The organism is Tenggerimyces flavus, assembly GCF_016907715.1.
In the GTDB taxonomy this organism is placed as follows: Bacteria; Actinomycetota; Actinomycetes; order Propionibacteriales; family Actinopolymorphaceae; genus Tenggerimyces; species Tenggerimyces flavus.
On the sequence record NZ_JAFBCM010000001.1, the window covers coordinates 8,070,257 to 8,096,528 of the forward strand.

Annotated in this window: 27 protein-coding genes; 15 read left to right on the forward strand and 12 right to left on the reverse strand. The window is 68.4% G+C overall.

Going from position 1 to position 26,272, the window contains the following annotated elements; translation table 11 throughout:
- Positions 1-4 precede the first annotated feature (4 nt).
- Genes JOD67_RS37540 through JOD67_RS37550 form a run of 3 tightly spaced genes read right to left on the reverse strand, consistent with a single transcriptional unit; the run spans position 5 to position 3,057 of the window.
- The gene (locus JOD67_RS37540; protein ID WP_205122408.1) at positions 5-820 is read right to left on the reverse strand and encodes a carbohydrate ABC transporter permease; all 816 of its coding nucleotides are present in this window, start codon (positions 818-820) and stop codon (positions 5-7) included.
- A gap of 6 nt (positions 821-826) precedes the next feature.
- Positions 827-1,756, reverse strand: a complete 930-nt coding sequence (locus tag JOD67_RS42285; RefSeq protein ID WP_307782697.1) for a carbohydrate ABC transporter permease — start codon at positions 1,754-1,756, stop codon at positions 827-829.
- On the reverse strand, positions 1,753-3,057 hold the full coding sequence (locus JOD67_RS37550; protein ID WP_205122409.1) for an ABC transporter substrate-binding protein: 1,305 nt from the start codon (positions 3,055-3,057) through the stop codon (positions 1,753-1,755). Before JOD67_RS37550 ends, JOD67_RS42285 begins: the two co-directional genes overlap by 4 nt.
- A gap of 513 nt (positions 3,058-3,570) precedes the next feature.
- Here JOD67_RS37550 and JOD67_RS37555 point away from each other — a divergent pair.
- The 4 genes from JOD67_RS37555 to JOD67_RS37570 all read left to right on the forward strand — a co-directional run bounded on the left by JOD67_RS37555 (position 3,571) and on the right by JOD67_RS37570 (position 6,661).
- Positions 3,571-3,981, forward strand: coding sequence for a hypothetical protein (locus JOD67_RS37555; protein WP_205122410.1), 411 nt, complete (start codon positions 3,571-3,573; stop codon positions 3,979-3,981).
- A gap of 189 nt (positions 3,982-4,170) precedes the next feature.
- Positions 4,171-4,932 (forward strand): SDR family NAD(P)-dependent oxidoreductase, encoded by a 762-nt coding sequence (locus JOD67_RS37560; protein ID WP_239554237.1) that lies wholly within the window; start codon positions 4,171-4,173, stop codon positions 4,930-4,932.
- A complete protein-coding gene (locus JOD67_RS37565; protein ID WP_307782698.1) occupies positions 4,929-5,894 on the forward strand; it encodes a sugar phosphate isomerase/epimerase family protein in 966 nt (321 codons plus the stop codon). Before JOD67_RS37560 ends, JOD67_RS37565 begins: the two co-directional genes overlap by 4 nt.
- Positions 5,891-6,661, forward strand: a complete 771-nt coding sequence (locus JOD67_RS37570) for an SDR family NAD(P)-dependent oxidoreductase (protein WP_205122412.1) — start codon at positions 5,891-5,893, stop codon at positions 6,659-6,661. The genes JOD67_RS37565 and JOD67_RS37570 overlap by 4 nt, the downstream gene beginning before the upstream one ends.
- 135 nt (positions 6,662-6,796) lie before the next feature.
- Here the strand turns inward: JOD67_RS37570 and JOD67_RS37575 are convergent, their stop codons facing one another.
- Positions 6,797-7,660, reverse strand: a complete 864-nt coding sequence (locus JOD67_RS37575; protein ID WP_205122413.1) for a hypothetical protein — start codon at positions 7,658-7,660, stop codon at positions 6,797-6,799.
- Positions 7,661-7,826: 166 nt separating this feature from the next.
- Here JOD67_RS37575 and JOD67_RS37580 point away from each other — a divergent pair, with 166 nt between their 5' ends.
- From JOD67_RS37580 to JOD67_RS37610, 7 genes are all read left to right on the forward strand, one after another.
- Complete coding sequence (locus tag JOD67_RS37580; RefSeq protein WP_205122414.1) at positions 7,827-9,479, forward strand: peptide ABC transporter substrate-binding protein; 1,653 nt, start codon at positions 7,827-7,829, stop codon at positions 9,477-9,479.
- Positions 9,480-9,586: 107 nt separating this feature from the next.
- Positions 9,587-10,513 carry an ABC transporter permease gene (locus tag JOD67_RS37585; RefSeq protein ID WP_205122415.1) on the forward strand — a complete coding sequence of 309 codons (927 nt, stop codon included), beginning with the start codon at positions 9,587-9,589 and terminating at the stop codon, positions 10,511-10,513.
- Complete coding sequence (locus JOD67_RS37590) at positions 10,506-11,435, forward strand: ABC transporter permease (RefSeq protein ID WP_205122416.1); 930 nt, start codon at positions 10,506-10,508, stop codon at positions 11,433-11,435. Before JOD67_RS37585 ends, JOD67_RS37590 begins: the two co-directional genes overlap by 8 nt.
- Positions 11,436-11,443: 8 nt before the next feature.
- Positions 11,444-12,466 (forward strand): ABC transporter ATP-binding protein, encoded by a 1,023-nt coding sequence (locus tag JOD67_RS37595; RefSeq protein ID WP_205122417.1) that lies wholly within the window; start codon positions 11,444-11,446, stop codon positions 12,464-12,466.
- Positions 12,450-13,472: an ABC transporter ATP-binding protein gene (locus JOD67_RS37600; RefSeq protein ID WP_205122418.1), complete on the forward strand. Its 1,023-nt coding sequence runs from the start codon at positions 12,450-12,452 to the stop codon at positions 13,470-13,472. Before JOD67_RS37595 ends, JOD67_RS37600 begins: the two co-directional genes overlap by 17 nt.
- Positions 13,473-13,560: 88 nt before the next feature.
- Positions 13,561-14,004 carry a DUF1707 SHOCT-like domain-containing protein gene (locus JOD67_RS37605; RefSeq protein ID WP_205122419.1) on the forward strand — a complete coding sequence of 148 codons (444 nt, stop codon included), beginning with the start codon at positions 13,561-13,563 and terminating at the stop codon, positions 14,002-14,004.
- A gap of 94 nt (positions 14,005-14,098) precedes the next feature.
- Positions 14,099-14,302, forward strand: coding sequence for a hypothetical protein (locus JOD67_RS37610; RefSeq protein ID WP_205122420.1), 204 nt, complete (start codon positions 14,099-14,101; stop codon positions 14,300-14,302).
- On the opposite strand, the gene JOD67_RS37615 is transcribed toward JOD67_RS37610, so the two are convergent.
- Genes JOD67_RS37615 through JOD67_RS37630 form a run of 4 tightly spaced genes read right to left on the reverse strand, consistent with a single transcriptional unit; the run spans position 14,299 to position 17,436 of the window.
- The gene (locus tag JOD67_RS37615) at positions 14,299-15,276 is read right to left on the reverse strand and encodes an aldo/keto reductase (protein WP_307782699.1); all 978 of its coding nucleotides are present in this window, start codon (positions 15,274-15,276) and stop codon (positions 14,299-14,301) included. The genes JOD67_RS37610 and JOD67_RS37615 overlap by 4 nt on opposite strands.
- Positions 15,277-15,332: 56 nt before the next feature.
- Entirely contained in the window at positions 15,333-15,761 is a 429-nt protein-coding gene (locus tag JOD67_RS37620) for a MerR family transcriptional regulator (RefSeq protein WP_307782700.1), read from the reverse strand.
- 40 nt (positions 15,762-15,801) lie between these two features.
- Complete coding sequence (locus JOD67_RS37625; protein ID WP_205122423.1) at positions 15,802-16,221, reverse strand: VOC family protein; 420 nt, start codon at positions 16,219-16,221, stop codon at positions 15,802-15,804.
- 54 nt (positions 16,222-16,275) lie between these two features.
- A complete protein-coding gene (locus JOD67_RS37630) occupies positions 16,276-17,436 on the reverse strand; it encodes a DNA recombination protein RmuC (RefSeq protein ID WP_239554238.1) in 1,161 nt (386 codons plus the stop codon).
- Between the two features lie 62 nt (positions 17,437-17,498).
- Here JOD67_RS37630 and ychF point away from each other — a divergent pair, with 62 nt between their 5' ends.
- Positions 17,499-18,572 (forward strand): redox-regulated ATPase YchF, encoded by a 1,074-nt coding sequence (gene ychF, locus JOD67_RS37635; RefSeq protein WP_205122425.1) that lies wholly within the window; start codon positions 17,499-17,501, stop codon positions 18,570-18,572.
- Between the two features lie 29 nt (positions 18,573-18,601).
- On the forward strand, positions 18,602-18,802 hold the full coding sequence (locus JOD67_RS37640; protein WP_205122426.1) for a hypothetical protein: 201 nt from the start codon (positions 18,602-18,604) through the stop codon (positions 18,800-18,802).
- Here JOD67_RS37640 and JOD67_RS37645 read toward each other — a convergent pair.
- Positions 18,781-19,566, reverse strand: coding sequence for a siderophore-interacting protein (locus JOD67_RS37645; protein WP_205122427.1), 786 nt, complete (start codon positions 19,564-19,566; stop codon positions 18,781-18,783). The genes JOD67_RS37640 and JOD67_RS37645 overlap by 22 nt on opposite strands.
- Before the next feature lie 207 nt (positions 19,567-19,773).
- Here JOD67_RS37645 and JOD67_RS37650 point away from each other — a divergent pair, with 207 nt between their 5' ends.
- Positions 19,774-21,390, forward strand: a complete 1,617-nt coding sequence (locus tag JOD67_RS37650; protein ID WP_205122428.1) for a DUF6542 domain-containing protein — start codon at positions 19,774-19,776, stop codon at positions 21,388-21,390.
- Here the strand turns inward: JOD67_RS37650 and JOD67_RS37655 are convergent.
- Positions 21,387-22,349, reverse strand: coding sequence for a 4-hydroxy-3-methylbut-2-enyl diphosphate reductase (locus tag JOD67_RS37655; protein WP_205122429.1), 963 nt, complete (start codon positions 22,347-22,349; stop codon positions 21,387-21,389). The genes JOD67_RS37650 and JOD67_RS37655 overlap by 4 nt on opposite strands.
- Before the next feature lie 108 nt (positions 22,350-22,457).
- Between JOD67_RS37655 and JOD67_RS37660 the strand changes: the two genes are divergently transcribed.
- The gene (locus JOD67_RS37660; RefSeq protein WP_205122430.1) at positions 22,458-23,036 is read left to right on the forward strand and encodes a chorismate mutase; all 579 of its coding nucleotides are present in this window, start codon (positions 22,458-22,460) and stop codon (positions 23,034-23,036) included.
- A gap of 91 nt (positions 23,037-23,127) precedes the next feature.
- On the opposite strand, the gene JOD67_RS37665 is transcribed toward JOD67_RS37660, so the two are convergent.
- Both JOD67_RS37665 and JOD67_RS37670 read right to left on the reverse strand, forming a co-directional pair.
- A complete protein-coding gene (locus JOD67_RS37665; protein ID WP_205122431.1) occupies positions 23,128-25,002 on the reverse strand; it encodes a beta-N-acetylhexosaminidase in 1,875 nt (624 codons plus the stop codon).
- A 72-nt stretch (positions 25,003-25,074) separates the two neighbouring features.
- A complete protein-coding gene (locus JOD67_RS37670) occupies positions 25,075-26,175 on the reverse strand; it encodes a hypothetical protein (protein WP_205122432.1) in 1,101 nt (366 codons plus the stop codon).
- Positions 26,176-26,272 lie beyond the last annotated feature (97 nt).

Sequence of the window (26,272 nt, forward strand, 5' to 3'; positions counted from 1 at the left end):
GGGCTCAGCCCTTCAGGGCGCCGGCGGTGAGGCCGGCCATGAACTGCTTGCCCGCCAGCACGAACGCGATGAAGATCGGCAGCACGCTGATCACGCTGCCGAGCATCACGGCCGCGGTGTCCTGCCCGTACAGCGTGTTCAGGCTCGCGATCGCCAACGGGAGCGTGAAGTTCGACTGCGAGTTCAGCACGATCAGCGGGATCTGGAACGCGGTCCAGGTCGCCATGAACGTCCAGATCCCCAACGCACCAAGGCCGGGCCGGATCAGCGGCAGCACCACGGTCCAGTACGTACGCCAGTCACCGGCGCCGTCGATGCGTGCCGCGTCGTACAGGTCGGGCGGAACGGTCTGCAGGATGATCTGCCGCATCCAGAACACCGCGAAGCCGTTCGCCGCGCCCGGAATGATCAACGGCCACAGGGTGTCGATCCAGCCGAGGCGGGCGATCAGCACGTACCAAGGGATCAGGCCGACCAGCCCGGGCACGAAGATCGTCGCCAGCACGAAGCGCCACATCCACTTGGCGCCGGGCGCGTCGCGGAACCGCGCGAAGCCGAAGCCCACCAACGACGACAGCAACAACACCAACGCCGTATGGGCCAACGCCACCAGGACGCTGTTGAACACGGCCTGCGGCAGCGCGACGACCTCGAGCAGCCGGTCCCAGTTCTCGGAGAGGTTGCCGCCGGGCAGCAGCGGCGGCGGGAACTTGTAGATGTCGTCGTTGGAGTGCGTCGCGAGAACGAGCATCCAGTAGAACGGGAACACGAAGACGAGCGCGATCAGCCAGATCCACGCGGTGATGACTCTACGGGCCATTCTCGATCACGTCCTGACCCGAAGCAGGCGGCTGTTGACGATGGTGAAGACCGCGATCAGCGCGAACATGATCCACGAGAGCGCCGACGCAGTGCCGAACTCGAACTCGGTGAACGCCGTGCGGAACAGCATCGTTCCCATCACCTCCGCCGCCTGGTCGGTCCCGCCGGAGCCGTTCGTCAGCACGAACGGCTCGTCGAACAGCTGGAACGCACCGACGGTCGAGGAGGTCGCGCTGAAGAAGATGATCGGCAGCATCAGCGGAACGGTGACGCGCCAGAACACCTGTCGCCCGTTCGCGCCGTCCACGCGGGCCGCGTCGTAGAGCTCGCGCGGCACCGACTGCAACCCGGCGACGAACAGCAGCAGGTGGAAGCCGAGGAACCGCCAGGTGATCATCACGATCACGATCGGCTTGATCCAGCCCGTCGAGGCGAGCCAGTCGAACGTGACGCGGTCGCCGGTGAGCACCGACAGCGCCGCGTTCATCAGGCCGGCGTTGGTGGAGAACAGGACGCTCATGATGATCGCGATCACCGCGGGCGCGGCGAGCATCGGCAGCAGGAACACCATGCGGAGCGTGCCGCCGCCGACGAGGACGTACTCGTTGATCAGGTACGCCAGGACGAACGCCAACCCACAGGTGATGACGGTCGAGCCGATCCAGATGAAGATCGTGTTGCCGACCGCCTTGGCGAACAGCGGGTCGGTCAGGATCGTTGCGTAGTTGGCCAAACCGACGAACTTCGCTGGATTCAGGCCGTCCCAGTCGGTGAGGCCGATCCAGATCGCGGCGATGATCGGGAGCAGCCCGAAGATCCCGAACAGGACGAAGAACGGCGACACCATCAGGTAGAACGTGCGGTGCTGACGGAACCGCCTCGTCTTCACCGCCCGCGCGGCGGGGGTGGTCGTCGTCGCGGTGGCGGCCGTCACGCGAGCTTGCCCTCGACGTCGGCCTGCGCCCTCGCCAGCGCGTCTCGTACGGACCGGACGTTGTGCACGACGTCGTTGACCGCGGTCGACAGGGCGGTGTTGGCGATCGTGTCGTTCGGGTTCGTCACCGGGGGCTTCATCGTGGCGGACACCTCACTGAAGACCGTGTTGACGTTCTGGTTGGCGTAGAAGGGGTCGGGCTTGTTGATCCACGGCTCCTGCCAGGCCGTCTTCCAGGCGGGGTAGAGGTCGCGCTGGTACATCGCGTCGAGGCTCTCGGAGTCCTGCGTGACCCACTTGCAGAACTCCCAGGCGGCCAGCTGGTTGCGGCTGCTCTGCAGGACGCCGATGAAGTCGCCGCCGTAGTTGAACGCGCTGACCCCGTTCGTCGCCGGCGCGAGCGCGACGCCCCACTTGCCGGCGCTGTCCGGGGCGTACTGCGCCTTGATCAGGCCGCCGAACCAGTTGCCGGACAGGAACGTGACGATGTTGCCCGCGTTGATCGCGGCACCGCGTTCCTGGGAGGACATGTCCGGGGCGAGCAGGCCGTCCTTCTGCAGGCCGATCGCGAACTCGAGCGCGTCGACGACCACGTCGCTGTCGAGCTGCGGCTGGCCGCTCTCGTCGAAGTAGGAGACGCCGTTCTGGGCCTGCAGGACGCGGATCAGCGTGTCGGGGGCGTCGAGTAGCCAGCGTTCGCCCTTCTTGGCGACCTTGCGTCCCTGCTCGACGAAGGTCGGCCAGTCCTCGAGTGCCTCGTGGACGTCGTCGGGCTCGGTGGGAAGGCCGGCCTGTTCGAAGACGTCGCGGCGATAGAACATTCCGCCCGGGCCGGTGTTCTTAGGTAAGGCAAAGATTCGCCCAGAGTTCTGGTCGGCGACGTACTTCCAGGAGAAGTCGGCGTATTTGTCGGCGACTTCTCCGGCGTTGAACGGTGGTTTCTTGAGATCGACAAATCCCGGTTTGCTGGCGAAGTTCGAGACCGAAGTGATCTCGACCATCGCGACGTCCGGCCCGGAGCCGGAGACGAGTGCGCCGAGCACCTTGGTGTTGTAGCTTCCGCCGAACGCGCCGCTGAAGCCCTGGACGTTGACCTTGATCTTGGGAAACTTCCGCTCGAACGCGGGGATGGTCTCGAGGAACGTCCGGTCGTTGTCCGGCCAGGTCCACACCATGATCTCGCCCGTGCCGTCGCCGAGCGCCCCGTCCCGGGACAGACCACAGGCGGCGAGGAGAGCTCCCGCGGCAGTACCAGCCGCGGCACCAAGCAGGTGCCGGCGGGACAGGCCGCGGGGAGTCATCTTCCTCATCGAACCGGACATGGGATGACCTGGGAACCTCGATGACCGCATCAGGCCGGACTTGTGCAGGGGTGGCCACGCACCAGGGCGAGCATCGCGTGGATCCCGCGGGCGGTTCGTACCGATTGACTGGCCTGACAACTTGGCTTCCGAGGGCACGAAACCTAGATGTCGCGCAGCTAAACACCGAACGTCGAAGCGTTGGCGATTTGTCCGATTCAACCACTTTCAAACGTTCCAGAATCGCTTCACCTGTCGGGTGGCCTGACCACTTTTCGGGGCCTGTTACGGAACAGTGATTGAACAGCTTGGAATTCGCTGCGTAATTTCCTGGAAATTGAACCTGAGACCGCAAATACTGGCCTCTCCAAGGAAACGTCCCGGGCCCGTCCTACGTCTATCAGACATGACAGACCCACCACGGGACGGTCCGATCGGAACCCGCTGGATAAGGACCCACCGGCACCCAAAGATGTGCGCCGCGGCGGAGGTCGCGACCTTAAGGGGTGCACCATGAGGGAGAGGTATACGTTCGAAATCTCGACACGGGACCTGGAAGGTCTCTGGAAGGTCGTCGTTCGGCAGGACGAGACCTTCATGCGGAACCCGGACGACATCGCCAGAGCACTGGTCGAGCGGTGGATCATCGGGAACCGACGTCAACTGACCGGCGGTGAGCGGATCATCGTCCGGCACCCGAACGCCGACCAGCGGCGCGGGGATCTGCACATGAAGGTGCGGGTCCGCGTGTTCAAGGGCGGCCTCGACTCCCACTCGCCTGGCCCGGTGGCGATCGCCTACCTCGGGCACAACGAGCGCGACTATCCGACCGCCAGACCGGTCGGACCTCGCAGCCGGCTGCTGAGCCGGCTTCGACTCCCGCGGCAGCGGACGGGTTCTCCGACCGACAGCGTGGCCGCGTAGAGCACCACCAGTACGTATCTTCGAGCGCCGCCGAGCTGAGGGGCTGGGGGAAATCGGCGGCGCTCCCGGCGACCGGGCTCGCCGGGCTTTCTGCTTTCCGGTGTCAGAAACCGGCCGCTAAACACGCTCCGGCATGTGATCAACTTGGCCCGCTTCCTCGAATCCGTGGCTACGTTTGAAGCCATGGTCATGGAATCGTTCTCACTCGAAGGCCGGGTCGCCCTGGTCACCGGCGGCAACCGCGGGCTCGGGCGGGTCATGGCGAACGCGCTCGCCGCGGCCGGTGCCGAGGTCGCCGTCCTCAGCCGCAACCAGGCCGAGGCGGACAAGACCGCCGGCGAGATCGAGGCGGCGAACGGGCGGCGCGCACGCGGCATCGGTGCCGACGTGACGCGAGCCGACGATGTCGAACGAGCGGTCGCCGCCGTCGTCGACGAGTTCGGCCACCTCGACATCCTGATCAACAACGCCGGCGTGAACGTGCGCAAGTCGATCGAGGACTTCGACGAGGAGAGCTGGGACCTCGTCCAGGACACCAACGTCAAGGCGCCGTTCCTGTTCGCCAGAGCCGCCGCGCCGCACCTCAAGGCCAGCCCGCACGGCCGGATGATCAACCTCGGCTCGATGCTCGGGCTCACCGCGCTCCCCGGCCGCGCCGCGTACTCCTCGAGCAAGGCCGCGATCGTCAACCTCACCCGCGTCCTCGCGCTCGAGTGGGCGCCGCACGGCGTCACGGTGAACGCGCTCTGCCCGGGACCGTTCGCGACCGACCTGAACATCCCGGTGCTCGAGAACCCCGAGCTGAACAAGTGGTTCCTCGACCGCATCCCGTTGGGACGTTGGGGAAACCCCGAGGAGCTCGGCGGCGCGGCCGTCTTCCTCGCGTCCGACGCGTCCGCGTTCATGACGGGCGCCACGCTCGTGATCGACGGAGGTTGGACGGCCCAGTGACACGGATAGGACTCGCCACCTCCGGCACCACGTTCAGCTTCGGCCTGCATCCGAAGGCCGCCCGCCCGCGCATCAACGCCCACACCTTGATGGACAAGGCGCAAGCCCGTGGCCTTGTCGGCATCGAGCTGCCCGACCGGATGATCGACAACCCCGAGGCCGTCCGGCAGGACGCGACCGAGCGAGGGATGTTCGTCACGGTCGACACCGGCGGGTACGAGCCGGACGCGCTCGCGCGCGTGATCGAGCTGGCCGGCCAGGTGGGGTCACCGGTCGTACGGACCGTCGTCGGCGGCGCGAAGATCGGCGGCGACCGCCGCCCCTTGGCCGGGCGCTGGCAGCCGTTCCTCGACGACGTCCGGGCGAAGCTGAAGGTGGCCGCCGCGGAGGCCGAACGCGCGGGCGTCACCCTCTGCGTCGAGAACCACCAGGACCTCGCCTCGGAGGAGCTACTCCAGCTGTGCGAGGAGATCGCCTCCCCGTTCTTCGGCATCAACCTCGACACCGGCAACCCGCTCGCCACCGCAGAGGAGCCGATCGACTACTTCCGGCGGGTCGCGCCGCACGTGAAGAACGTGCACCTGAAGGACTACTGGACCTGGTGGAGCGACGAGGGCTTCCTGCTCGTGCGCTCGCCACTCGGGCAGGGGCTGGTCGACTTCCCGGTGCTGCTCGACCTGCTCGCCCCCGCCGTTCCGGACGTGCCGATGTCGATCGAGCTGGGTGCGCTGGAGGCGCGGAACATCCGCGTGTTCGCGCCGGACTTCTGGCCGGACTACCCGCCGCGTACGGCTGCGCAACTGGCCGAGGCACTGCGCGTGGTCCGCGCGAACGCCAAGCCGGACGGGGACTGGCGGACGCCGTACGAGCGCGGCGAGTCGCCGGAGGCGATCGAGGCGTACGAGCAACGCCAGCTCACCGAGAGCGTCGAGTACGTACGAGGGCTGGTGGCGTCCCGATGACCGTGGAGGGGAAGGTCGCGCTCGTCACCGGGTCCAGCCGCGGGCTCGGCCGCGCCTACGCGCTGGCGCTGGCCGCCGAGGGCGCGGACGTCGCGATCCACGACGTGGACACGACGGCCGCCGCGCGGTTCGGCGAGGCGGCGTCGGGGCCGGCGGTGGCCGACGAGATCAAGGCGCTCGGCCGGCGTTCGGGCTTCTTCGCGGCGGATCTCACCGACGCCGAGCAGACCGCGCGGCTCGTCGCGGACGTGGTGGAGACGTTCGGAACGCTGGACATCCTCGTCAACAACGCCGGCGGCGACATGGGCGCGACCACGCCGCGGCCGGACCCGAATGACGCGCTCGACATCGACCCGGCCGACATCCGCGCGGTCGTGGATCGGAACGTGCTGACGACGATGTTCGCGTGCAAGTACGCCGGCCTGCACATGCGTGAGCAGCGGACCGGCAAGATCATCAACGTCGGTTCCGTCGCCGGCCACGCCCCGGCGCGGAACGGCATCGTCTACGCCGCGGCCAAGGCGGCGAACTCGCACTACACGCGCTGCCTGGCCGAACAGCTCCGGCCGTTCGACGTGAACGTCAACTGCCTCGCCCCGGCCGCCACGTACACCGGGCGCTTCCTCGCGACCCGCGAGGTGCGCGACCAGAGCGAGCTGTCCCGGCTGCAGCGGATCGCCGAACCGGGCGACATGGCCGCGATCGTGCTGTTCCTCGCCGGTCCCGCCTCGGACTACCTGACCGGCGAAACCATCGTCTGCTGGTGACCGCGCGCTTGATCTCCCTAGGTCGCCCAACTCACCGACCCGTGATCATGAGCGTGATCATGAAGGCAAACCCGGCGTATACGACCGGTTCGGCTTCACGATCACCATCATGATCACGGGCCTTGAGGGCGGCGGCTACTTGGCGGCGTCCTCGGCCTCGGCCAGGCGTTTGCGGGCCTGCTCGAGCGTGGACTCCGCGCGTTCGTACCGGCGCTTCTCGGCCCGCAGCCCGCGCTCGGCGGCGAGCAGCTGGGCCTCGGTGTCGCGGATCTCCTCGCGCAGCTCGTCCAGCCGTTCCCGCAGCGAGTCGCGCGAGGACTCCATGTCGGTGAACGCCTGTTCCCGCTCGGTGTAGTCCTCCTCCGCCTCCTCCAGCACCTCGCGCGCATCGGCGAGCCGGGCCTCGGCCTTCGCCCGAGCCGCGTCCTCGTCCTCGTCCTCCGGCGACGAAGCACGCGACGACTTCTTCTTCGCCGGCGACGGCACCGAACGCAACGTCGGCACAGCGGACAGGTCGCCGCCGAACGGGCCGAAGCCCGCGTACGTCACCGACTTCACCACCCGGCCGGACCGCACGAGCGCAGCCACCTCCTCGTCGGCCAGCGCCGAGTCGAGCGTCGACTCGACCTCGCGCGACAGGTCGGCCGTGATCCGAACGCCCCGATCGGCGCCCAGGCGCCGGACGGCGGCAGCGATCTTCGACATCAGCTTCTGCCGCGACGCCGAGAGCGAACGGATCTCGTCCCCGTCCAGCGCCCGCTGCGCAGCGCCCAGCTCCGCACCCAGCGAGAACAACGACTCGACCAGATCGGACTCCGACCGCCACAGCAGGTTGACGAGCCAAGCGCCCTGCGTGGGGCGCGCCAGTTTCTTCAGAGCGGCCGCGAGCGTACGATCGCCGGCGTCGCGAGCAGACTTGGCCTCCTCGTCACGCTTAGCGACGAACTCGCTCGGCGGGGTGGCGTAAAGCTCGCCCGCGATCACATCCAGGTCACGCACTGTCCGTTTTGTCCCTCTCCAGTCACAGATCTTGCATCGTTATAGACACGGAGTGGCACAGATTCTTCCGCAACTCCGGCCGGATCCCCTAGTTTGCGCCGGGACGGCCGGCGCTGGCGCCCACACGGCAGCCTTGCCCGGGTTCATGACAAGGGGATGGTCGAGAATGAAACAACGGAGGCTCGCCAGTGTCCTGACGCTGGCCGCGGCGTTCGGATTGGTCGCCGCCGGGTGCGGCGGCAACGGCGGCGGGAACGGCGGCAACGGGGGCGAAGACCCAGGCGCCGAGACCGGCACCGTGATCAGCATCGGTATCGCCGAGCCGCGGCACCTGCTTCCGCCGAACACGACGGAGACGAGCGGCGCGCAGGTCCTCGCCGCGCTGTTCTCCCCTCTCGTCGGCTTCGACGCGGAGAACAAGCCGGTCCTGAACGTCGCCGAATCGGTCGAGTCGAGCGACAACAAGGTCTGGAACGTCAAGATCAAGGACGGCTGGACCTTCCACAACGGCGAGAAGGTCACGTCCGACAGCTTCATCGACGCGTGGAACTACGGCGCGTACAGCCCGAACGGCCAGGGCGGCAACTACTTCTTCCAGCGCATCGACGGCTACGCCGACATGAACACGTCGGACCCCGACGGCGACGGCCCGAAGGCGGCGCCCAAGCCGAAGGCGGACAAGCTCACCGGCCTGAAGAAGACCGACGACCTCAACTTCACGATCACGTTGAGTGACCCGTTCGCCGACTGGAAGTCGGTCATGGGCTACACGGTCTTCTACCCGATGCCGAAGGCGGCGTTCACCGATCTCAAGGCGTACGAAGAGGCCCCGATCGGCAACGGTCCGTTCAAGCTCAAGGGCAAGTGGGAGCACGACAAGCAGGTCGAGGTCGAGGCGTACGACAAGTACGCGGGCGAGGAGAAGCCGAAGGTCGCGGGCGTCAAGTTCACGATCTACCAGGACCCGGCGACCGAGTACCGCGACCTTCTCGCCGGCAACCACGACGTGATGAAGTCGATCCCGACCGCTGAGCTCGCCAACGCCCAGACCGACCTGCCGGAGCGGTTCGCGCAGTCGTCCTCCTCGGGCTACCAGATGCTGGCGTTCCCGACGTACGACCCGATCTTCAAGAAGGTCGAGATCCGCAAGGCGATCTCGATGGCGATCGACCGCGAGGCCATCGTCAAGACGATCTTCCAGGGCAGCCAGGACGTCGCCCGTTCGTTCGTCTCCCCCGTGGTCCCCGGGTTCCGGGACAACACCTGCGGCGAGGCGTGCGAGCTCGACGCGGCCAAGGCCAAGGACCTGCTGGCGCAGGGCGGCGGCATCCCGGGCAACAAGCTGACGATCACCTACAACTCCGACGGCGACAACAAGCCGTGGGTGGACGCGACGTGCAACCAGATCCAGCAGAACCTCGGCGTGCAGTGCACCAGCGCACCCGAGCCGGCGTTCGCCGACCTGCTCGAGAAGGTCGACGCGGACAAGGCCGTCGGCATGTTCCGGATGGGCTGGATCTTCGACTACCCGTCGATGGAGAACTACCTCGGCCCGCTGTACGCCTGCAAGGGTTCGTCGAACTACTACGGCTACTGCAACGAGGAGTTCGACAAGCTCGTCGCCGACGGCAGCAAGGCCACCACGCCCGAGGACTCCATCAAGCTGTGGCAGCAGGCCGAGGACATCCTCGTTCGCGACCTGCCGGTTCTCCCGCTCCGGTTCGGCAAGAACAACTTCGGCTGGTCGGAGAACGTGAAGGACGTCGAGCTCGACGCCTTCCAGCGGGTCAACCTGATCAAGATCGCGCCGGCGGGGTAGACCTGTCGAGCAGTCGGTAGGTTTGCCGATCTGCGACCCCGTCCATAGGTGAGAGTGGTGGAGGCGATCCTCCACCACTCTCGCCAGACAACGTAAGGGCCATCACCGTGGGCGCCTACCTGATACGACGGATCCTGCAGGTCATCCCGGTCTTCATCGGCACGACGCTGCTCGTGTACTGGTTGATGTTCGCCGGGAGCACCGACCCCCTTCAGGCCCTCGCCGGAGAACGGCCGGTCACCCCGGCCGAGCGGCTGGTGCTGGAGGAGCGGTTCAACCTGAACGATCCCTTCATCCTGCAGTACGTGAAGTACCTCGGCCGGCTCCTCACCGGAGACCTCGGCCAGCAGCTCAACGGCCGGGACATCTCCAACGTCCTCTCCACCGCCTGGCCGATCACGATCCGCCTCGCGCTCGTCGCGTTCGCGTTCACGATCGTGTTCGGCATCACCGCCGGCATCCTCGCCGGCATGCGGCGCAAGGGCGTCTTCGACACCACCGTGCTCGTGTCGACGCTGGTCGTCATCTCGATCCCGGTCTTCGTGCTGGGTTCGACGCTGCAGTTCCTGTTCGGCGTGCAGTTCCGGATCTTCCCGGTGGCTGTGGGCGGCGAGGCGACCTGGTTCGAGCTGTTACTGCCGGGCATGGTGCTCGGCGCGCTCGCGCTCGCGACGACCGCCCGGCTGACGCGGACGAGCATCGCCGAGAACCTCCGGATGGACTACGTACGGACCGCGCGGTCCAAGGGTCTGCCGACCGCGCGCGTGGTCGGTGTGCACGTGCTTCGCAACTCGCTGATCCCGGTCGTGACGTTCCTCGGCGCCGGCCTCGGCGACCTGATGGCTGGCGCGATCGTCACCGAGTCGATCTTCAACATCCCCGGAGTCGGGTTCCAGATCCGGCAGGGCATCCGGGCCGAGGACGGGCCGACGGTCGTGACGATCGTCAGCATCCTCGTTCTCGTCTACCTGATCGCCAACCTGGTCGTGGACGTCCTGTACGCCGTGCTCGACCCGAGGATCCGCTATGACTGAGCAAGACACGACCGCCCGCCGCGAGGAGGGTGTGGTCGCCGCTGGTGCCGCCGGCGCCGAGCTGGTCGGCCGGCCACGCAGCCTGTTCGGCGACGCGTGGCGGGACCTGCGCCACAACCCGATCTTCTGGGTTTCCGCCGCGCTCATCCTGCTGCTCGGGGTGATGGCGGCGTTCCCCAGCCTGTTCACCAGCGTCAGCCCGACCGACTGCAACCTGTCCCGGTCGTTCCAGCCGCCAGGTGACAAGGCGTTGTTCGGGTACAACCTGCAGGGCTGCGACGTCTTCTCGCGCACGGTCTACGGCGCCCGCGCGTCGATCCTCGTCGGGCTGTTCAGTACGACGTTCGCCGGGCTGATCGCGGTCGTCCTCGGCATGCTCGCCGGCTACTTCGGCGGCTGGGTCGACGTGATCATCTCGCGGGTGATCGACATCGTGTTCGGCATCCCGCTGCTGCTCGGCGCGCTGGTGCTGCTGAAGTCGCTGTCGAACCGCGACGTCGGCATCTGGGGCGTGGTGTTCACGCTCGGCGTGTTCGGCTGGACCACCGCGGCGCGGGTGATGCGTTCGACGGTGATCTCGACGATGCAGCAGGACTACGTGCAGGCCGTACGTGCGTTGGGCGCGGGGCACCTGCGCATCATGCTGCGGCACATCCTGCCGAACGCGATCGCGCCGGTCATCGTCGTTCTCACCATCCTGCTGGGCGGGTTCATCGCCGCGGAGGCGACGTTGAGCTTCCTCGGCATCGGCCTGCAACCACCATCGATCTCGTGGGGCATCGACATCTCCGACGCACAGGCCCGCATCCGCGAAGCGGCACACCCGTTGCTGTTCCCGGCTGGCTTCCTCAGCGTGACCGTGCTCGCCTTCATCATGTTGGGCGACGCGATCCGTGACGCATTCGACCCGAGGCTACGATGACCGCACCGATGGACGTGAAACCAGACGACACCGCCGATACGAGTAGGCACCTGCTGGACGTGCGCGATCTGCGGGTCGAGTTCCATACCCACGACGGCGTCGTACGCGCCCTGAACGGCGTGAGCTACTACGTCAATGCCGGCGAATCCCTCGCGGTGCTTGGCGAATCCGGCTCGGGCAAGAGCGTGTCGGCGCAGGCGATCATGGGCATCCTCGACACGCCGCCGGCCAAGGTCGCGGGCGGCACGATCCGCTATCGCGGCGAGGACATGCTGACGATGCGCGAGGATCAGCGCCGCCGGATTCGCGGCGCCGAGATCGCGATGGTGTTCCAGGACGCGCTGTCGGCGTTGAACCCGGTGTTCACCGTGGGCTTCCAGATCTCGGAGAACCTCCGCCGCCGGCTCGGGATGTCGAAGTCGGACGCGTACCGCCGGGCCGTGGAGCTGATGGATCTCGTCCGCATCCCAGCGGCCAAGGATCGGGTGAAGGACTTCCCGCACCAGTTCTCCGGCGGGATGCGGCAGCGCGTGATGATCGCGATGGCGTTGGCGTTGGACCCCGCGGTGCTGATCGCGGACGAGCCGACGACGGCGCTGGACGTGACCGTGCAGGCGCAGATCATGGACCTGCTGGCGGATCTGCGGCGCGACCTGGACATGGCGCTGATCCTCATCACGCACGACCTCGGCGTGGTGGCGGACGTCGCGGACCGGATCGCGGTGATGTACGCGGGGCGGATCGTCGAGAACGCGAACGTTCACGACCTCTACTCCAACCCCGGACACCCTTACACAGAAGGGCTGTTGGCCTCGATCCCGCGCGTCGACCTGAAGGGTCAACAGCTCAAGTCGATCAAGGGCATGCCGCCAAACATGCTGCACCCGCCGTCGGGATGCCCGTTCCATCCGCGGTGCACGTACGCGCAGGACATCTGTACGCAGGAGGATCCGCCGTTGCGCGACGTCGGAGTGCAACGTTCGAGCGCTTGCCACTACGCCGAGGAGGTCCTCGATGGCGCCCGGGACTGAGACGATCCTCGAGGTACGTGACCTGGTCAAGCACTTCCCGATCACGCAGGGCATCGTGTTCAAGCGCCACATCGGCGAGGTGAAGGCGGTCGACGGCGTCTCGCTGGAGCTGAAGACCGGCGAAACGCTCGGTGTGGTGGGCGAATCGGGCTGTGGCAAGTCCACGTTGGCGAAGCTCATCATGCGGCTGGAGAAGCCGACGGCGGGTGAGGTTCTCTTTCAGGGCAAGGACATCTTCGGTCTCGAGGGTGCGGAGCTGCGGCGGTTGCGGCGCAACATCCAGCTGGTGATGCAGGATCCGTACACCTCGCTGAACCCGCGGATGACGGTCGGCGACATCGTTGGTGAGCCGTTCGAGATCCACAAGGACGTGGCACCGAAGGCCTCGCGGCGGACGCGGGTGCAAGAGCTGCTTGACGTTGTGGGCTTGAACCCTGAGCACATCAACCGGTACCCGCACCAGTTCTCCGGCGGCCAACGGCAGCGGATCGGCATCGCGCGGGCGTTGGCGCTGCGGCCGAAGGTGATCCTGTGCGACGAGCCGGTGTCGGCGCTGGACGTGTCGATCCAGGCTCAGGTGATCAACCTGCTGGAGTCGTTGCAGGACGAGCTGGAGCTGTCGTACATCTTCATCGCGCACGACCTGTCGGTGGTGCGGCACATCTCGGACCGGCTCGCGGTGATGTACCTCGGGAAGGTCGTGGAGATCGGCACCGAGCCGGAGATCTACGAGCGGCCGACGCACCCGTACACGCAGGCGCTGCTGTCGGCGGTGCCGGTGCCGGACCCGACGGCGCGTGGGTCGCGCGAGGTGATCCGGCTCGAGGGTGACGTACCGTCGCCGGCGAACCCGCCGTCGGGGTGCCGGTTCCGTACGCGCTGCTGGAAGGCGGAGGACATCTGCGCGACCGAGGAGCCGCGGCTGGAGCCCCGGCCGGCTGACCCGCACCCGTCGGCCTGCCACTTCGGCGAGCTGCGCCGGGTCGTGGTGACGCACGAGGCGTGAGCTCGGGGTCTGGTCGTCCTCTCGGCTGAGGGGTCTGGGTCTCGCGGTGGATTACGGGGCTCCCCCGGCGGGCGTAGCGTGCGCTCCCATGGTTGACGTTTCGGGGACGCCGCTGGCGGCGTTGCGGGTGGGGGATCAGGAGCGGCAGCGGGCGGCGGAGATCGTCGCCGACCAGCACGCTCAGGGGCGGCTCTCGCCGGAGGAGTTCGAGACGCGGCTGGGGGCGGCGTTCGCGGCAGAGACGACCACGGACCTGGGGCGGGTGCTGGCCGACCTGCCGATCCATGCGCCTGCGCCTTCGTCTCCGCGGGTGCCGTCGGAGCTGCGGTGGATCCTGGGCGGGTTCGCGGCTGTCCTCGCGTTCGGCGTCCTGGTCGGTGCGGTGATCCAGGGCGGGCGGTCGCTGTTCCCGTGGTGGCTCGACAGCGCCCTCTGGGTCGTCCGTGAGAACGCGACGTTCCTCCTGGTCCTGCTCGTCGCCGCCCTGGTCGGTTTCGTCGCCGGTCGGGCTGTGGGTCGCCGCGGTCACTGAACGAGTTCGATTGGTCGCGTCATGTTTCCGGGTGCTCGGTGTCAGGAAGGGTGGAAGCGCGCCGGGCGCCTCCACTGACTCGACTGGGGCGACGATGGACACGTACGACCAGGCACTCGCTCAACGACGGACCCTCCTGCGCACCCCGTGCGGCCTGTGCGGAGTCGGCTCCGGCTGGTGCGTCGACGCCGGCGGGCACGACATCCGGAACGTCTTCCGGCAGCACGCGATCCGCTACAGCCTGGCTCGGGTCAAGAAGGCGCTGCTGCGCTCGCTGACCGTGCGGTTCGCCGCCTAGGCCTGGTCGAGACGTTCGATCGTCTCTTCGTCGATGTCGAGGTCGACTGCCGCCAGGGCTTCGTCGAGCTGGTCGACGGACGAGGCTCCGAAGAGCGGGATGACCGCTGGGTCCTTCTGCAGCATCCAGGCGAGCACGACCTGGTTGGGCGTGGCGCCCAGCTCGTTGGCGACCTTGCGCAGCTCCTCGAAGCGCACGTACGCGGTCGGGTGCGCGTAGCCGCGTTCGGCTCGGAACGGTCGCTCGGGGCGTGCGTACGAACCCTCCACCAGCGGTGCGTACGCCACCAGCGTCACGTCCCGGTGCTCCTCGAGGTAGTCGAAGTGCTCGGTGGTCGCGTGCGGGAAGTGCCGGCTCCCGAGCCGTCTCTCGGCACCCTGCGCCAGCGGGCTGGCCCACAGGTACGTGTGGCGCTGCTGGATCACCTCGTACCTCGCTACGCCCTGGTCGGTGGCGAGCTGGCGGGCGCGTTCCAGCCGCCAGCTGGTCGTGTTGCTGCAGCCGATGACGTCGACGAGGCCTTCTTTGGCGAGGCTTCCTAATGCGCCGACGGTCTGCTCGAGCGGCGTGCGGCGGTCGTCGATGTGGGCGTAGTAGAGGTCGATCCTTTCGACTCTCAGGCGTTCGAGGCTTTGTTTGACGGCGTTCTCGATCGTTTCCGCGCCGAGCCCCTCCCAGTGCTCGTCGCCCGGATCGCCGGGCACGGTCGACCTCGCGCCGACCTTGGTGGCGACGGTCAGCTGGTCGCGGTTTCCCCGTTCGCGCATCCAGTTGCCGAGGAACTCCTCGCTGCGGCCGGGTTGGCCGTGCCATTGGCCGTAGTTGTTGGCGGTGTCGATGAACGTTCCGCCCGCCTCGACGAACCGGTCGAGGATCTTGGTGGCGGTTTCCGGATCGGTGGAGGCGCCGAAGTTCATCGCGCCGAGGCAGAGGGCGCTGACGTTGCGGCGGTTGCCGATCGTTCTGGTGAGCACTGGGGTTTCTCCCTTGGGCATGCCGGGGTAGGGCGTTGTCGCGTTGCTGGGTGGGGTTACGCCGACAAGGCGGGTGGTTTGGCGTGCCGGTACGAGGCGATCTTGCGGTTGATCATGTCCAGATCGCGGTGTAGGTCGGCGATGTGGCCGAGCACGCGGTCGCGATGTTGCTCCAGCAGCTTGGCGCGCTCCGGCTCGGTGTCGTCCCCGCCGCGCAGGAGCTGGGCGTACCGCTGCATCTCGCTGACCGGCATGCCTGTCGTCCGGAGCCGCATAAGCATCGTGAGGCGGCGCAGGTCGGATCGCGTGTACTGCCGGTTGCCGTAGGCGTCGCGGTCGACGTCCTGGAGCAGGCCTTCCCGCTCGTACCACCGCAGCGTGTGCGCGCTCAGGCCGGTGAGTGTCGCGACCTGGCCGATGGTGAGCGGTCCGTCGACGTCTGGGGTGATCTCGTCGATGCCACAGGTTTCAAGGTCGTCGTTCACCCTGGTAACCATGCCCCTTGGAGTGCGCTCTAAGGCAAATCTAGCCCTTTTGTACGAGCACGCAGAACGGGTGCCCGGCCGGGTCGGCGAAGACGTAGAGGGGCTCGCCCTCGTCTTCCGACCGGTCGTAGAGGAGGGTCGCGCCCAGGCTCTCAGCGCGCTGGCGCTGCCGTTCCAGCTCCTCGACCGTGTCGACGCGGTAGTCGTGATGCATCTGCTTGGGGACGTCCTCCGACGCCGGCCAGGTTGGCCGCTCGAGCCTGTCCACCTGGTTGAACGCCAGCACCCGGCGCCCGGCCTCGTCGAGGAGCACCAACCAATCCGCCTCGTCCTCGCCCCCATCGGGCTCGTCACCAGGCCGGTAATGCAAACCGAGGAACTCCCGATAGAACTCGGCAAGCCCTCGACAGTCCACCGCATCCAGTGCCGTGTGCATCAGCACGGGGAACGCCTCAGTCATTCGCCTACCTCCGCCTTGTGCAGCGCGATCGCGAGTTACGGACGGTACAGAACGTCAGATCGGACGGACGGAGCGGGCTTCCGCGGCTGAGTCGAGGAGCTCGGGAGCTCCCAGCGGACGGACTGCCGCGTCGACCGGCGCCGGGCCGGGGAGCTCGTCGGAGGTGATCTTCAGCTCGTGCATCCGCCGGGCCGTGGTCAGGACGCGGGTCTCCAGCGAGCCCACAGCCTCGTTGTACGACGACACCGCGCCGGTCAGCGAGCGGCCGAGGCGGTCGAGGTGCCGGCCGAGCTTGCCGAGGCGTTCGTACAGCGACCGGCCCAGCTCGAAGACCTCGCGCGCGTTCTCTGTCAGCGCCTGCTCGGTCCATGCGTACGCCACCGTCCGCAGCAGGGCGATCAGCGTCGTCGGGGTCGCGAGCACGACCCGGCGCTCGGCCGCGTACTCCAGCAACCCCGGGTCTGCCTCCAGCGCGTGCGACAGGAAGGCCTCGCCCGGCATGAACAACACCACGAACTCGGGCGTCCCCGGCAGCCGTCGCCAGTACGCCTTGCCGGCCAGCGCGTCGACGTGCGAACGGACCTGCCGCGCGTGGATCGCCAGCCGCTCCGCCCGGACGTGGTCGTCCACCGCCTCGGCCGCCTCCAGAAACGCCTGCAGCGGCACCTTCGCGTCCACCACGATGTGCTTGCCGCCCGCCAAATTCACCACCAGGTCGGGCCGCTGCACCGCCTCACCGTCCGTACCGAACGACGTGTGCTGGAACGTCACGTCCACGTGATCCACCAGCCCCGCCAGCTCCGTCGCCCGGGCGAGGTGCAGCTCGCCCCACCGCCCGCGGACCTGGGGCTTGCGCAAGGCCGAGGCCAGCGAACGGGTCTCCCGCCGCAGCTCCTCGCCCTGCAGCCGGACGGACTCCACCTGCTCCCGCATCGCCGCGTGCAGCTCGAGCCGCTCGTGCTCGATCTCCCGCAGCCGCATGTCGAACCGGTCCAGGCTCTCCTTCACCGGCGCTACCGCCTCCTCAGCCGCCCGCGAGCGCGCGTCGGTGAGGTCGAGCAACTGTCGGCTGGACTGGGCGACCGCGTCCGAGCACAGCGCCTTGACCTGGTCGGCGAACGCGCGCCGATCGGCCACCCGGCCGCGCATCCAGAGCACGCCGAGCAGCGCGCCGAGCGCGAGGCCGACGGCGAAGCCGAGCACGATCCCGTTCATGGAAGCCACTCTGCCGGCGACCACCGACAACTCGGCGGTGACGCTCCGCGTACGCTTCCACCGTGGCTTTGCAAATCGGGATTGTCGGGCTTCCCAACGCGGGGAAGTCGACGCTGTTCAACGCGCTGACCGCGAACGACGTGCTTGCGGCGAACTATCCGTTCGCGACGCTCGAGCCGAACGTCGGGGTGGTCGGCGTGCCCGACCCACGCCTCGACGTGCTCGGGAAGCTGTTCGAGTCGGTGAAGATCGTGCCCGCGACGGTGCAGTTCGTCGACATCGCGGGGCTGGTACGCGGCGCGTCCGCGGGTGAGGGGCTGGGCAACCAGTTCCTCGCGCACATCCGCGAGGCAGACGCGATCTGCCAGGTGACGCGCGCGTTCCGCGACCCGAACGTCGTCCACGTCGATGGCAAGGTCTCGCCGTCGGACGACATCGAGACGATCACGACCGAGCTGATCCTCGCCGACCTGCAGACCGTCGAGAAGGCGCTGCCGCGGCTGGAGAAGGAGTCTCGGCTCAAGAAGGACCTGGTCGCGAAGGTCGAGGCGGCGAAGGCTGCGCAGAAGGTGCTCGAGGAGGGGACGACGGTCTACTCGGCCGGTCTGGACCTCGCCGAGCTGCGCGACCTCAACCTGCTGACCGCGAAGCCGTTCCTGTACGTGTTCAACTGCGACGAGTCCGAGCTCTCCGACGACGCGCTCAAGGCCGAACTGTCGGCGCTCGTCGCGCCCGCGCAGGCGATCTTCCTGGACGCGAAGATCGAGATGGAGCTGATCGAGCTCCCGCCGGACGAGGCGTTGGAGCTGCTGCAGTCGACCGGCCAGACCGAGTCGGGGCTGAAGATGTTGGCGAAGGTGGGCTTCGAGACCCTCGGCCTGCAGACGTACCTGACGGCGGGCCCGAAGGAGTCGCGGGCCTGGACGATCCCCAAGGGCGCGACGGCCCCCGAGGCAGCGGGCGTGATCCACACCGACTTCCAGCGCGGCTTCATCAAGGCCGAGATCGTGTCGTACGACGACCTCGTCGAAGCCGGCTCCCTCCCCGTCGCCCGCTCGAAGGGCAAGGCGCGCCTGGAGGGCAAGGACTACGTGATGGCCGACGGGGACGTCGTCGAGTTCAAATTCAACGTCTAGTCGCGTCACCCGAGCTTTAGAGGGCCGGCATGGCTCGCATTGACTATTGGGATGACCCTGCGGCACCGACGGCGACCGTGATCGTGCCCGCTGTGTCGATGGTGGGGATCGACTCCGATCTGCGGCACGTCGTCGCCTACGACGACGGCGAGGTGCGGCAGGCCTTCAGCATCTGGTCCGTTCAGCACGGTCGGGTCGCCTGGCTGAGTCATCTAGGCCGGCGCCAGTAGCCGGAGAAGGTGATGTGCGTCTTCGGCACGCCCCGGGCGACGAGGTGGCGGCGGGTGCCGGTGACGAGGGCTTGCTCGCCCACGGCGAAGCAGTACGGCGGATCCGTGGGCACGTCCAGCTCCGCCAACGCGGCAAGTGCGGCGGACCCCGGAGCGGACCCCGGAGGGCGCACCAACCACCGCACAGCAACCCCCGGCGGAGCAGAGACCTCCTGCCGGTCAGCCAGGTCGAAGAGCTCCACCACAGCCGTCCCCACAGCAGACCGGGGCAGATCGCGCAGCACCCCCGCCACGGCTGGCAGCCCGCTCTCGTCGCACACCAGCAGGTACGACGACGCGGGCACCGGCCGCCACCCACAGCCCTGGTCGATGAACGCCACCCGCTCCCCCGGCTGCACCGCAGCAGCCCAAGGCCCCGCGACGCCCTCGGTCCCATGCACGACGAAGTCGATGTCCAACTCCAGAGGAGACCGCCGGAACGACCGCACCGTGTAGTTCCGGATCACCGGCCGCGTCCCCCGCGGCAGCGTCAGGTACCGCAGGAACCCCTTCATCCCGAACGTCGGCGCCAAGTTGTCGAACCGCGTCCCCGCAGACACCGGCAGAGCCAGCCGCATCCACTGGTCGAACCCCAACGGCTCGAACCGCGCCAGATCGGACCCGCCCAACGTCACTCGCACGAAGTGCGGCGAGATCCGCGAAGCCCGTACGACGGAAGCCAGCACCAACCCCGACTCGGCGTGCGACACCACGATGTTGCTCACTTAGGTAAGCCTAAGCTATACGCCTCCGACACGCAGAGTGAATCCGACAACCTCGCATCCAGCACAAGCAGAAGATTCCGTACATCCCTTCCTGTATGGGGATATCCGGTACGACCGACGTCCGCACAGTGTGAGACCCTGATGACTCTCAGCGCGGATGGGCCCGCGAGAGTGACGAGGAGGTGACCGGGGCTCTACCTTGGGCATGTGAACGAGTCGGGTTGGGAGAGCGCAACTCCTGCTCCAGGCCGCTCGCTGAACGGCGGGCACCGGGGCGGACGACGCGCGGCTGCCTCCGGGCACCGCGCCGACTACTCCGACAGCCGCGACAAGGACACCCCGAGCACCCCGGGCCGCCGTGCCGCGTACCAAATGAACGTCGACGCCCAATCCCCGCACCGCACGCCCTCGCCGATCCCCGGCCGGCGCCCGGTCGGACGCCGCGCCGCGTACCCGCTCCAGGACGACTGGGACGACGAAGCCGAGGGCGATCTCCCGTCCGTCTCCTCGCCGCCCACCACGAGCTGGCGCCACCAGACCGCCTCGATCCCGGTCACCGAGCTGGACGACGAGGACGACCTCCCCACCACGCCGCAGCGGGTGGACTCCTACGCACCGCAGCAGCCGCAGCCGGAGCAAGCCCCAGAGCCGACCTGGCCACCCACCTGGTCCGAGCCGGAGCCCACGCCCGAGCCGCCGCAGTACTACCAGCCCGACCCGGAGCCGTACCGGAGCTACCAGTCGCGCTACGACGAGCCCCCGTACGCACCGCCGGCCCCGGCGCCCCAGCCGGAACCGATCGCGGAACCCATCCCGGAGCCCCAGCCGGAGCCGCAGTACGAGTGGACGCCCTCCTGGGAGGAGCGGACCCAAGCCTGGGCGCCCGAGGAGTTCTCGGACCTGCTGAGCGACCCGAACGACCGGAACGAGCAGGAGCAGACCTCCACCGGCCTGTTCTCCGCCGAGCCGTACGTCGACCGCTACGCCGAGACGCTCCCGGTCAACGACCAGTACGCCGACGAGCTGCTCGGCTCGGACGCGCTCGGCGCCGGCACGCTGCCGATCGATCCCGAGATCAGCCCCGCGTTCCCGAACGAGGTGCTCGACCACGCGAGCGAGGGCGGCTACGGCCAGCAGCTCCAGGAGCAGGAGTACGACCCCCTCGCCGACGACCCTGTCGCCCGCTGGGAGCCCGCACCGCCGCCGCGCCCGCGCACCGAAGAGCGCCCGCTGTTCGCCGACGACGCGTACACGCTCCCCCAGCGGATGGCGCAGCGCGACCTGGAACGCGAACAGCAACAGCACCACCAGCCACCCCAACAGCCCAGGCAGGTCGACCTGCCGCCCGTGCAGCTGACCAGCGCCGACCGAGCCGGCCGGCCCGAACGCAAACCGCGCGCGTCCGGCATGTCCGGGTGGCTCGGGATCCTGATCAGCGTCGGCGCCAGCCTCGTGACCGCGGGTCTCGACCTGATGCTCACGAACCAGCTCGGCCTGTTCTTCATGCTGAGCTCGATCCTCACCGCGTTCGGCGTCGCCGCGGCCGTCCGAAGGCCGGACGTGTTCACGGCCGGCGTCCTACCGCCCCTCGCCGCGCTCGCGACGTTCATCGTGCTCGGCGCCCTCGTCCCCATGCGGCTCAGCGGGATCACGGACCGGCCGACGGCCATTCTCGCCGCGCTCGCCTCGGAGTCGTGGACGCTGGTCGCCGCGACCGCCATCGCGCTCGGCACGATCGCCGTACGCGTCGCGCTCACTCGCCCGCCCAAGCAGGCCGAGGAAGAAGAGCCGCCCGAACGGCAGCCCTACCGCACCGCGGCCTAGGAAGCAGCCGAACGCAGGTCGCGCCGCAGCTCCGGCGGCAGCGCGAAGATCAGGCTCTCGTCAGCCGTACGCACTTCCTCCGCCGCCGGATACCCGTGCGAGGCCAGCAGGTCGAGGACGCCCTCCACCAACGAGTCCGGCACCGAAGCACCGCTCGTCACCCCGACCACCGAGGCCGACTCGAGCCAGGCGACGTCCACCTCGGAGGCGTTGTCCACCCGGTACGAAGCCCCAGCCCCGGCCTCCAGCGCGACCTCGACCAGCCGCACCGAGTTCGACGAGTTCGCCGAGCCGACCACGATCACCAGGTCGGCCTCCGCGGCGAGCTCCTTGACCGCGACCTGCCTGTTCTGCGTCGCGTAGCAAATGTCGTCGCTCGGCGGGTCCATCAGCAGCGGGAACTTCTTCCGCAGCCGGTCGACGGTCTCCATCGTCTCGTCCACCGACAGCGTCGTCTGCGAGAGCCAAGCGACCTTCGACGGGTCGCGGACCTCGAGGCGGTCGACGTCGTCCGGTCCCTCGACCAGCTGCACGTGCGACGGCGCCTCACCCGCGGTGCCCTCGACCTCCTCGTGCCCGGCGTGGCCGATCAGCAGGATGTCCTTGTCCTCGCCTGCGAACCGCTTTGCCTCGTGGTGCACCTTCGTCACCAACGGGCAGGTCGCGTCGATCGTCTTCAGCGAACGGTCCGCGGCCTGGCTGTGGACGGCCGGGGAGACGCCGTGCGCGGAGAAGACGACGGTCGCGCCCTCGGGCACCTCGTCGAGCTCCTCGACGAAGATCGCGCCGCGTTCCTCCAGCGTGTGGACGACGTGCTTGTTGTGCACGATCTGCTTGCGTACGTACACCGGCGCGCCGTACAGGTCGAGTGCCTTCTCGACCGTGATCACGGCTCGGTCCACTCCGGCGCAGTAACCACGGGGAGCGGCGAGCAGGACGCGGCGCGGGGTCGTCGTCATGCCTCCATCGTAAGCGCTGCGCGACCTCGTTCACGCAGCGTGACCAACGCCACATATCGTCAGCCCCGCGTCAGCGATCCGTCAGCGGGCGTGGCCAGGATGAGGTTCATGCACTTTCCACGATCTCGCCAGCTCTTGGCCGTTTTCGCCGCAACCGTCGCCGTCTCCGGGTTGAGCGCGCTCCCCGCCCAGGCCACGACCCAGACGCCGGTACGTCCGGTCGTCCACTACGCCGCCGACCGGCTCGCGATCGCTGATCTCGTCGCCGCCTCGAAGTGGATCTCCGGCGCGCCGATCGAGGATCCCGTACGCGAACAGCAGGTGCTCGACGACGTCGCCAGGCAGGCCGAGGAGCTCGGCGCGGACCCGGACGAGATGCGGACGATCTTCCGCGACCAGATCGAGGCCAGCAAGGTCGTCCAGAACGGGCTGCACCGCCGTTGGAGGCAGCACCCCTCGCAGGCGCCGACCGAGGCACCGGGCCTCGAAAAGATCCGCGACAAGATCAATGTGGCCAGCTCGGCGCTCGTCCACGCGGTCGCCGACACCGCCAAGGAACGGGCCCGACTCGGCTGCCGGATCGAGGTGACCGTCGGCGCGGTCGTGGAGAGCCACGAACGGCACTTCGACGCCCTGCACCTCGCCGGCCTCGGCCGAGCCCTCCCCTCCGTCTGCCACCGGACCTGACCCGCCCACCGGCCGTGATCATGAAGGCGCACGATGGCTATGTGCGGCTCAGGCTTCATGATCACGTACATGATCACCGAGCAGCGCGAGCTCAGCCGGCGTAGTCCACCCGCAGCGCCTCGAGCCGGCCCACGCTGTCGGCCAGGCCGCCGGGACGGTTCCGGGCCAGCCACCGTGAGCGGTACTCCTCGAGCAGACCCTCGAGGTCCGACGCGAGCTCGGTCCGGTCCTCCGAGTCGTCCAGGAACAGCTCGAGCCGCTGCGCCGCGTGCCGCAGGAAGCGCGCGGTGAACTCGAACTCCGCCCGTACGACCTCGGCGTCCGCCGCCGTCGACGTCGACTCGCCCAGCGGGGTGATCGCGGCGTCGATGGCGGCGAGCGTGTCCTGCACGGCTTCCTGCGTGATCGTCCGGAGGCCGCCGGCGAGCCGCCCGGCGAGCGACTTCTCGTCGGTCGTCGCGAGCTCCTCGAACGTGAAGCCCAACACCCAGAACAGCGGCGACGCGTTCGGGATCATCAGGCCGAGCGCCTTGTAGACCTCGCCGAGGTCGTATGCGACCCGCCCCAGCGAGCCGGACGGGTCGGAGAACGCGTGCAGCGAGATCGTCTGCGCGATGTCGAGGTCGCGGTTGGCCTCGAGCGCCCAGGAGTACGCGGCACCCGCGCCGAGCCCGAGGTAGCTCACCGGCAGCTGCTGCCAGTGGCCGCGGTCGCCCCAGTCGGTGATGAGATATCCCTTCGCCCCATGCGCGACGCCGTTCTCCGCGGCGTTGAGCAGGTTGTCGAGGGCGTTCGTCGTCCGGCCGGCGATCGTGCACCACGCCGACGTCCCCGGGCAGGTGTAGAACTCGACGCCGGCCGCCGCGTAGCGCGAGCACAGCGTCGCGAAGTCGTGGCCGGCCTCGTACCCCCAGCCGAGCGCGATCGCGTCCTTCGGCAGCTCGGCGATCAGCTCGGGGTGCTGCTCGATGATGTCGCCCCAGAACTGCATCGTGTAGCCGCGCCTGGTCACCTCGCGGTAGATCTCGGTGAGGAAGTCGAGGTAGACCCGGCCGACGCCGCGTTCCGCGACCGCCTCCCTGCTGCGGCCCTGGCCGAGGTCGAACGTCTCGTCGGCGCCCACGTTCAGCTGCTTGCTGGTGAAGTGCGGCAGCAGTTCGTCGTACAGGCTCGCGACCAGCTGGATGCTGCCCGGCTCCTGCGGGGTGAGGGAGAACGGGCCGGGCATCGTGCCCCACGGCGTCTCGAAGTCGCCCTCGACCTCGGCGAGATCGGCGTACTGCTTGTGCTTCAGCCAACGGTGCATGTGGCCGAACGAGTTCTGGTTCGGCACGAGCTCGACGAAGCGCTCGCGGCAGTACGCGTCCAGCTCGAGGATCTCCTCGCCGGTGAACGGCGACGCTTCCTCCCACACGTCCTTGTGCTGGTGGTAGGCGAACGTGTGCTCGGTGTAGAGCTGCACCTCGTTCAGCTTCCAGCTGGCGAGCTTGTCGACGAGCGCGTAGACGGTCTCCATCGTCGGGACCTTGTCGCGGCTGACGTCGAGCATCACGCCGCGGGCATGGTGATCGGGCCAGTCGGTGACGGTGAAGCGCGGGAGCTCCGAGCCGGCCTGCTCGAGGATCTGGACGAGCGTGCTCACGCCGTAGAACAGGCCCTGCGGGGTCTTGGCCCGGATCTCGGCGCCGTGCTCGCGCACGGTGAGCACGTACCCCTGGCTGTGCGCATGCTCCGGGTCGATGCGGAGCGCGATGGCGCCGTCGGGCGACTCCGAGGTGGCGGCGGCGATCTCGTACGCGACGCCCGCGTGGCTGGCCAGAGCGCCCTGCAGACGCTGGGCGGTGAAGAGGATCTTGGACGCGTCCGGGGCGTCGATGAGGAGGAGGCCGTCCGGCTGCAGGGTGAGGCTTTCGCCCTCGTCCGCGGTGATCGAACGTGGCGCCGGTAGCAACGTGAGCTCGGTCATTTCGTGAATCGGCCCCTCCTGAGTGCGGACATCGGTGGCCACCGTATCTGCCCGCACCCAGGAGCGACGGGGCTAGCGTGGGCGCTGCCGGCGGATCCCCGCCGAGGCCGGCTTGCCGAAGCCCTGGGGGAAGAGGTACGTGCCCTTCTCCTCGGCCGGCTTGGCTTCCTCCACCTTGATGCGGTGCGCCTCGGCGTACGCGTCCCGCCGGATGCCGGTGAGCAGCCAGGAGACCTCCTGGCCGGGCTTCGCGCCGGCGATCGAGAACGTGCCGCCGGCCACCTTGGTCTTCACGTGCAGGTCGGGAGCGGCATCGCCGATCGGCGTGAGCTGGTAGCGGAAGTCGCGGTTGAGCGCCTCGAACCACTCGGGCAGCTCGATCGTCGTCTCACCGTTCGCGTCGGCGGTGACATTGCCGTTGTAGACGTTCATCATGTCCGGCGACTCGACGAACGAGTGGGACAGGTACTTGTTCGCCGGATCGAGCGGGTGGTCGATCTTGAACGAGCCCGCCGACTTGGACAGATTGCCCTGCACGAACGCGTTGCCCAGGGTGAGCAGGGCGGTCTGGTCCGGCGGCGCCTCGGCGTAGACACCCACGCCGCTCGCCTCGGTGGCGATGCCGAGCACGCCGTAGCCGCCGAAGTCCGTGGCCAGGCCGATGAGTCCGTTGGTCCCGGCGAACTCGCCGCCTCCACCCCAGAAGTTCCGGTCGTGGAACGCGTCCAGCTTCGGCTGGGCGGTCGGGGTCGCGGTGCCCACGACGGCGCGGCGCATCGACGAGGCGCCGCCCGCCGTGTTGCGCGCGGTGATCGCGGTGGCCTTCGGGTTCACCGTGCCCGCTGACAGGCCGGTGTTCTGCCGCCCGTCCGCGCGGACCGCACCGCCGACGCCCTGCCCGGCGGCGTCGTTCGCCGCCCACGTGCCCCATCGGTCCTTGTTCTTGGTGGTGAGCAGAGCGGCGTGGGCGGCGGCGGTGCTGGTGACGTTCAGCCCGGGCGCGGTCCCCGAGTTCGTCAGCTTGGTCTCCGCCGAGCCGGTGTTCGCCCGGCCGATCAACAGGGCGTTGCCGTTCGCCGCCTCCGCGGTGCCCGGCGACCCCACGACCGCGGCGCCGAGCAGCACCGCTCCGCCCGTCAGCATCCCCCGCCGGGTGTTGCGTTTCTCCGTCATCACTGACCCCTCCCCTTGGTTCTGTCTCTGCCACCGCACGGTGGCAGAGACAGAACCGTCAGCGGGAGCGGCGAACGTGCCGCCGTTCGGGTCGGCT

Excerpts from the sequence above, each read along its gene's own strand:
- JOD67_RS37590 (WP_205122416.1), top strand. The coding sequence starts at position 10,506 with ATGACTGAGCAAGACACGACCGCCCGCCGCGAGGAGGGTGTGGTCGCC.
- JOD67_RS37570 (WP_205122412.1), top strand. The coding sequence starts at position 5,891 with ATGACCGTGGAGGGGAAGGTCGCGCTCGTCACCGGGTCCAGCCGCGGG.
- JOD67_RS37600 (WP_205122418.1), top strand. The coding sequence starts at position 12,450 with ATGGCGCCCGGGACTGAGACGATCCTCGAGGTACGTGACCTGGTCAAG.
- JOD67_RS37665 (WP_205122431.1), bottom strand. The coding sequence starts at position 25,002 with ATGACCGAGCTCACGTTGCTACCGGCGCCACGTTCGATCACCGCGGAC.
- JOD67_RS37560 (WP_239554237.1), top strand. The coding sequence starts at position 4,171 with ATGGAATCGTTCTCACTCGAAGGCCGGGTCGCCCTGGTCACCGGCGGC.
- JOD67_RS37595 (WP_205122417.1), top strand. The coding sequence starts at position 11,444 with ATGGACGTGAAACCAGACGACACCGCCGATACGAGTAGGCACCTGCTG.
- JOD67_RS37640 (WP_205122426.1), top strand. The coding sequence starts at position 18,602 with ATGGCTCGCATTGACTATTGGGATGACCCTGCGGCACCGACGGCGACC.
- JOD67_RS37655 (WP_205122429.1), bottom strand. The coding sequence starts at position 22,349 with ATGACGACGACCCCGCGCCGCGTCCTGCTCGCCGCTCCCCGTGGTTAC.
- JOD67_RS37630 (WP_239554238.1), bottom strand. The coding sequence starts at position 17,436 with ATGAACGGGATCGTGCTCGGCTTCGCCGTCGGCCTCGCGCTCGGCGCG.
- JOD67_RS37605 (WP_205122419.1), top strand. The coding sequence starts at position 13,561 with ATGGTTGACGTTTCGGGGACGCCGCTGGCGGCGTTGCGGGTGGGGGAT.
- JOD67_RS37540 (WP_205122408.1), bottom strand. The coding sequence starts at position 820 with ATGGCCCGTAGAGTCATCACCGCGTGGATCTGGCTGATCGCGCTCGTC.
- JOD67_RS37610 (WP_205122420.1), top strand. The coding sequence starts at position 14,099 with ATGGACACGTACGACCAGGCACTCGCTCAACGACGGACCCTCCTGCGC.
- JOD67_RS37670 (WP_205122432.1), bottom strand. The coding sequence starts at position 26,175 with ATGACGGAGAAACGCAACACCCGGCGGGGGATGCTGACGGGCGGAGCG.
- JOD67_RS37550 (WP_205122409.1), bottom strand. The coding sequence starts at position 3,057 with ATGACTCCCCGCGGCCTGTCCCGCCGGCACCTGCTTGGTGCCGCGGCT.
- JOD67_RS37660 (WP_205122430.1), top strand. The coding sequence starts at position 22,458 with ATGCACTTTCCACGATCTCGCCAGCTCTTGGCCGTTTTCGCCGCAACC.
- JOD67_RS37580 (WP_205122414.1), top strand. The coding sequence starts at position 7,827 with ATGAAACAACGGAGGCTCGCCAGTGTCCTGACGCTGGCCGCGGCGTTC.
- JOD67_RS37625 (WP_205122423.1), bottom strand. The coding sequence starts at position 16,221 with ATGACTGAGGCGTTCCCCGTGCTGATGCACACGGCACTGGATGCGGTG.
- JOD67_RS37555 (WP_205122410.1), top strand. The coding sequence starts at position 3,571 with ATGAGGGAGAGGTATACGTTCGAAATCTCGACACGGGACCTGGAAGGT.